At 54.2% G+C, this 6,570-nt stretch carries 3 protein-coding genes and 1 pseudogene; all 4 read right to left on the bottom strand.

The window, feature by feature from the left end:
- A partial coding sequence (locus IR141_RS11675; RefSeq protein WP_305080182.1) for a biotin/lipoyl-containing protein occupies positions 1 to 292 on the bottom strand: 292 nt, incomplete at its 3' end.
- 107 nt (positions 293 to 399) lie between these two features.
- Positions 400 to 3,069 carry a pyruvate dehydrogenase (acetyl-transferring), homodimeric type gene (gene aceE / locus IR141_RS11670; protein WP_135037463.1) on the bottom strand — a complete coding sequence of 890 codons (2,670 nt, stop codon included), beginning with the start codon at positions 3,067 to 3,069 and terminating at the stop codon, positions 400 to 402.
- A 704-nt stretch (positions 3,070 to 3,773) separates the two neighbouring features.
- Entirely contained in the window at positions 3,774 to 5,459 is a 1,686-nt protein-coding gene (locus IR141_RS11665; protein WP_135037460.1) for a choline/carnitine O-acyltransferase, read from the bottom strand.
- 921 nt (positions 5,460 to 6,380) lie between these two features.
- Positions 6,381 to 6,570, bottom strand: a pseudogene (locus tag IR141_RS11660) (IS1595 family transposase); the annotation flags it as partial.

Here is a 6,570-nt window from a genome sequence, read left to right as displayed (position 1 = left end):
CGGGAGCGGCCTCGGGGGGGTGCTCTGCCGAAGCAGGGGCGGCCGCACCGGCGGCAGCTTCCACCAGCACAATCACGCTGCCTTCGGATACTTTGCTGCCCACCTGCACTTTCACTTCTTTTACCACACCGGCGGCATCGGCCGGCACGTCCATAGTGGCCTTGTCGGTTTCCAGCGTAATCAGCGTGTCATCAACGGCAATGGTGTCGCCCGCCTTCACTTCAACGGCAATCACGTCCACATCGCTGTGGCCGCCGATATCGGGTACTTTGATTTCTACGATCTGACTCATCGTGATATTCCTTTATCAACCACAGTTTGCATACTGCGGCTTGAATGTTTCAAATGTCTGCCAACTTTTTCAGACGGCCCGGACAACAGGCCGTCTGAAAAAAAGCATCAGCGTTTCCAGCTTGGTGCGGTATCGGTTTTGATGCCGTATTTTTCGATGGCCTGCTGCACCACGGCTTTTTCAACCTTACCCTGGTCGGCCAGCGCGCTCAGGGCGGCTACGGCAACATGGCGGCTGTCTACCTCGAAGAAATCGCGCAGGTTGGCACGGCTGTCGCTGCGTCCGAAACCATCGGTGCCCAAAACATGGTAATCATTGGGAACATAGGCTCTGATGCGGTCGGCAAAGCTGCGGATATAGTCGGTGGAAGCAATCACCGGGCCTTCACGACCCTGCAGCTGCCGGGTAACGAAAGGCAGTTTGTTTTCTTCCAGCGGGTGCAGGCGGTTGTAGCGTTCCACTTCGATGGCATCGCGGTGCAGCAGGTTGAACGATGGACAGGACCAAATATCGGCTTCTACGCCGAAATCGGCTTTGAGCATATCGGCAGCTTTAACCACTTCGTTCAGAATCACGCCCGACCCCATCAGCTGCACTTTCTTGCCGCTTTCGCCGCCTTCGCGCAACAGATACATGCCTTTGATGATTTCTTCTTCAATGCCTTTGCGCTGCGGCATCGCCGGGTGGGCATAGTTTTCGTTCATCACGGTGAGATAGTAGAACACGTCTTCCTGATCCACATACATACGGCGCAGGCCGTCTGCAATAATCACCGCCAGCTCGTATTGGTAAGCCGGGTCGTAAGAGAGGCAGTTGGGGATTAAATCGGCCTGAATCTGGCTGTGGCCGTCTTCGTGCTGCAAACCTTCGCCGTTAAGCGTGGTGCGGCCGGCTGTGCCGCCCACCAAAAAGCCGCGTGCGTGCATATCGCCCGCCGCCCAAGCCAAATCGCCTACCCGCTGGAAACCGAACATCGAGTAGTAAATATAGAACGGAATCATGGCGTAGCGGCTGTTGGCATAGCTGGTGGCGGCGGCAATCCAGTCGGCCATCGCGCCCGGCTCATTGATGCCTTCCTGAAGAATCTGACCGTCCACCGATTCTTTGTAGAACATCAGCTGGTCTTTATCCTGCGGCGTGTATTGCTGGCCTTTCGGATTCCAAATGCCGTATTGGCGGAACATACCTTCCATGCCGAAGGTGCGGCTTTCATCGGGCACAATGGGAACGATGCGCTTGCCGATCTGCTTGTCTTTCAACAAAGTGGAAAGAATGCGCACAAATGCCATGGTAGTGGAAAATTCGCGATCGCCGCTTGATTGAAGCTGTGCGTCAAATGCTTCCAAAGCCGGCACGGGAATGGCCTCGGTATTGGGATTGCGCTGCGGCAGATAGCCGCCTAAAGCATTGCGGCGCTCGCGCAGATAGCGCATTTCTTCGCTGTCTTCGGAAAAGCGGTGGTAAGGCAGGTTGCCGCTGTCGATCTGCTCATCGGTTACGGGAATGCCGAAACGGGTACGGAATTTTTTCAGCGATTCCACATCCATTTTTTTGGCCTGGTGTGCTACGTTTTGGCCTTCGCCCGAAGCGCCCATGCCGTAGCCTTTGATGGTTTTGGCCAAAATCACGGTGGGCCGCCCGCCTGCATGGTTTACCGCTTCGTAATAAGCGGCATACACTTTGTGCGGATCATGGCCGCCGCGGTTCAAAGCCCAAATTTCTTCGTCAGACATACCGGCAACCATCGCCTTTAATTCGGGCGTATTGAAGAAATGCTCGCGCACATAGGCACCGTCTTTCGATTTATAGGTTTGGTAGTCGCCGTCCAAACATTCGTTCATGCGCTGCTTAAGCGCGTTGCTGGTGTCGGCAGCCAGAAGATTGTCCCAACGGCGCCCCCAGATCACTTTCAACACGTTCCAGCCCGCGCCGCGGAAATTGCCTTCCAGCTCTTGAATGATTTTGCCGTTGCCGCGCACAGGGCCGTCCAAACGTTGCAGGTTGCAGTTAATCACAAAAATCAGATTGTCCAAACCTTCGCGGGCGGCCAAAGAAATCGCGCCCTGGCTTTCTGGCTCGTCCATCTCGCCGTCGCCGCAGAAACACCATACTTTGCGGCCTTTGGTTTTGGTTAGGCCGCGCGATTCGAGATACTTCAGAAAACGCGCCTGGTAAATCGCCATCAGCGGCCCCAAGCCCATAGACACAGTGGGAAACTGCCAAAAATCGGGCATCAAGTGGGGGTGGGGATAGGAGGACAAGCCCTTGCCGTCCACCTCTTGACGGAAATTGTCAAGCTGTTCTTCTGTCAGACGGCCTTCCACAAAGGCGCGGGCATAAATGCCCGGCGCAACGTGCCCCTGAACAAACACCATATCGCCTTCTTCACCATCGCCTTTGGCTTTCCAGAAATGGTTGAAACCGACATCATACAGAGTGGCGGCAGACTGGAAAGAAGCAATGTGCCCGCCCAGCTCCAAATCTTTTTTGCCGGCACGCAGCACCATGGCAGCGGCGTTCCAGCGGATGGCGGCGCGGATGCGGTGTTCCAGTTCGTGATTACCCGGCGACTTCTGCTCTTTACCCACGGGAATGGTGTTCAAATAAGCGGTGGTGGCGTCAAACGGCATATGCACGCCGCGCCGGCGGGTATATTTCACCAGCTGCTCCAGCAAGAAGTGCGCACGCTCTTCCCCCTCGCTTTCCAGTACCGAGCTTAACGCATCGAGCCATTCCTGGGTTTCAATCGGGTCTGCATCTTGAATTTGGTTCGACATATTCATCCCTTCTGTTAAGTGTCAGAATCAGCCTTTTCAGACGGCCTTTCTGCTTTCGTTTATGAAAACCTTGTATGTTTGCCCTGCAGCGCAAACACACGGGCAGTCTGCAACGCCTGCGCGCCGCCGGCCTAAAGCATCAATATGAAACTTTAGCGGCCGACCGCCCGCCTTTTGGCGGCAATTCGGGCTGCGCTGCAATATCCATTGCTTAATACAAAATCCTATCAGCAAACTGTGCCGCTGGCAAATTGACGCAAACGCGTCTGCAACACTTCCGCGCATTATTCAGGCCGGTTTTGTTCTTTATAGAAACATACAGCTTGATAATTGCCGGTTTGTTTTCTTTCACAGCCCGCAAACGAATCAAAACGAATATTTTACTGTATAAAATTTCACTGTGTAAAAACGTTGTTTCGGTTTGAACTGCTGAGAGCTTTCCTGCAAAAAAGCCGGGGTAAAACCCGGCCTGCGGCTATAGTTTTTTGTGGGAAGCAACCGTAACCGTTTTCACAAACAAGTCGGTATGCTTTTATCAAACTTCAGGTATCAAACTTCAGGCCGTCTGAAACCTTTGTTGCAAACAGTTTCTGCACAGCCCGAAGTTTTTCAGACGGCCTGAAACATATAGCAATACCATACTGCGCTGCTCCGCACGGGGTTTAAAGCAAACATTCCGGCGGGTTGCCGACACCCGCCGCCCGTCAATGTTCTTTCGGCGGCGGGTTGAAAAACGCCAGCAGGCGGCTGCCGCCCTGTTTCAGCGCTTCAATGAAAATCGCCACTTCACGCTCCTGTGTTTCGGGGTAGCTTACGGTGAACAGCCAGCCCTCCTGCGCCAATGTGTAGTTGATGCCCAAACCGTCCGGCGATGTGGGGGCAAAGGCGAAATTGGTGATTACGGCATCATCGCCCAAAGTTGAGGTGGAAAGAAAATCGGTGCTGAAAGTTTGATAACCCGTGCTTTTAAAAAAGGCGGGCACATGGCTGTTTTTGCGTTTGGCCGTCAATTGCAGGCCGAGCAGGTGGCGGTTGGCACCCTGCCCCGTTTTGGCGGCCTTTATCCGGGCCTTGTGTTCGGCCAACGCAGCATCGAACAGGGATTGGGCGGGCTTTTCCTGCAACAGTGAAGCCACGAATGCGAGCGACTCTTCCGATACGGGACGCACGCATTCGGTGCGGCCGTAGGCGAAATGGCTCACATCCACCGCTTCGTAGGTGTTGCGTATATCGCCGTAAGTGGTTAATTGGGCATATTGCAGCAGAAACTGCATCAGCGCGTCATGGCTCGTACCTTTGGGTATGCTGCCGCCGTCAAATGGGATAACAACGCTTTTTACGCGCATTTTGCGGGCTTGGACGGCGTAATTCTGCTGCCATTGCGGCCAGCTTTTCTTTTGGGCGGGTGTCAAATGCCAGGCATGACGGCTGATGGCGGGAGCGGCCTTCCTGCCCTTGCCGCCGTTTTTTTCCGCCGCCAGCGCAACAATGCCTTTCAATGTGCCGCCGTCTTCCCAGGTGTGTTCGCAATGCAGAAACAAACGCTCGGTAGCGGTGTTGTAGCAGAAGGTAGTCGGTTTGTAGCACCAGATATTTTGCTGCTTTGCAAATGTGGCATAGGCCAAATCTTCATCGGCATTCAGGCTTTCTTCACGGTAAATGCTGATGTGGAACAGGTCGGTTTCGAGATAATCGGCCAACTCGGCATTTTCTTCTTTGCTGCGCAGGGCTTTATAAACGCGGGCGGTTTGGTTGCCGCCGGGGTAACACGGCACGACCACGGGAAACGGGCTTTCGGCAGAGTCGGCCAAAATTTGGGCAACAGCCTGCCGGAAAGTATCGGGGTGGTAGACTTCACCATTCTCATCAAGCGCGGCAATGCGGTAATAAAAACCGTTGTGCAGCACACCGATATGCCGGCTCGGCGTTTCGGCAATGCGGAAAGTATCACAGCCGGTTTGCGGCACCCGCGCCGCGCCGCGTAAAATCTGCCATTGCGCCATGCACACGGGCGCACCCTGCGGCGTTTGGGGCGCGCTGATGCGGCCGTGGTGATAATCGGCGCATACGCCGGCCAATGCGGCAGCCCATCCGCCCAAATCCCTGCCGAGCGTGCGGATATGGAAGCCGACATTGCTTGCCAGCGGCAGCGGTGTGCGTATTTTCAAATAGCTTTCCAACCATGCGTCAATCAGCCAGCTTCGGTCGGTTTCGGCAGCAAACGCCTGCAGGCCGGCCTGCAAACCGGGCGCACTGCGGGTTTGAAACTGCCGCACGGCAGCCGCAGTTGCGGCATAGCCTTCATCGTTAAGCAGCGGTTTCACCTGCTTGAGATAGCGGGCACAGGTTTCGGCAAGATCGGGTACGGGCAGCACAGGCTGTTGCGGCATAATTTCCTCCTTTAGCATAAACGCATGATATTGAATGGATTGTAACGGAAAACAGCCGCATTGGTAAGCCCGTCCCCTATGGAAAACAGCTATCTAAAAATGGCTGCAAACCCGCCCCGGCCGAGCCTTTGCAAAGCTGTCGGGATGAAAACAACGATGCCTGAAAAACTCCAATAAACCGTGTTGGGTTGTTCCGTCATTTTTTGCTTTACTGTAACCCATTGCCAACCATGGCTGCGCCGCCCTTTGCTGCACGGATTATATTCTCTGCGGCTCGCCGCCTCACCATTCGTTTTTGCGTATCAGCAATAGCGAAGCCATTTTATTTTCGATACCGGGCAAGCCGCATGCATTACAGACAACACCGAACGGAACGGAACGGAACAGAACCGATTCCGTTACCGCATCGGCGGCCGAGAGCACCGTTATCTTTGAGCCAAAACGCAACCCTTGCAACAGAATGAAGCGTCAATTGCAAACAAGCAGAGGCAATTGCAAAGGCCGTCTGAAAGCCCTCATCGGCGGATAAATTTTCAGACGGACTACAAACCGGTTTCCGCCTCAGCCCGCCCCGCATCGACAACAACTGCCGGATACTTTGTAAAAAGGCCGCCCGAACACCCGCAACATAGCCCCAGGCCGGTTTTCAGACGGCCCGGGCATTTATGTAACGCTGTAAACCGTGCTCCCCTGAAAATCAACTTATAAAACTAAGGCGCTCTGAAAATCAAACTTAAGGCCGTCTGAAAACCGAGATATGGTTTCAGACGGCCTGAATTTTGCCGGGCTTGGGTTTGACGCAGCGCACAAGCCCTTTGCCGCAGCCGGCCCGGCAGGCAAGAAAAGCTGCTGCCTTTTTTCAGACGGCCTTGCCGTCCAGTCCGCCTGTATCTTTAAATAAGGGGCTGAAGTAGATTAGCCCTAAACACCACACCAAAGCCGCAAAGTTTTTAACTGCTGCTTTGGTGTCCCGAAGTTAAAACGAAACTCACATTCTTTCAAGAACAGAGGAAAAGATTTTCGGTCGATTCCGTTGTATTTGCGCAAGACACGTTTCGCCTGATTCCAAAAATTCTCAATGCCGTTGATATGGTTGTGTCGGTCGGCAAAC

The sequence above is a fragment of the Neisseria sp. 19428wB4_WF04 genome, from assembly GCF_015235335.1.
GTDB classification, from domain to species: domain Bacteria; phylum Pseudomonadota; class Gammaproteobacteria; order Burkholderiales; family Neisseriaceae; genus Neisseria; species Neisseria musculi.
This window is presented reverse-complemented; position numbering and strand designations above follow the sequence as displayed.

Bases quoted from the DNA above. Each gene is read 5' to 3' on its own strand.
- IR141_RS11665 (WP_135037460.1), bottom strand. From the start codon at position 5,459: ATGCCGCAACAGCCTGTGCTGCCCGTACCCGATCTTGCCGAAACCTGT.
- aceE (WP_135037463.1), bottom strand. From the start codon at position 3,069: ATGTCGAACCAAATTCAAGATGCAGACCCGATTGAAACCCAGGAATGG.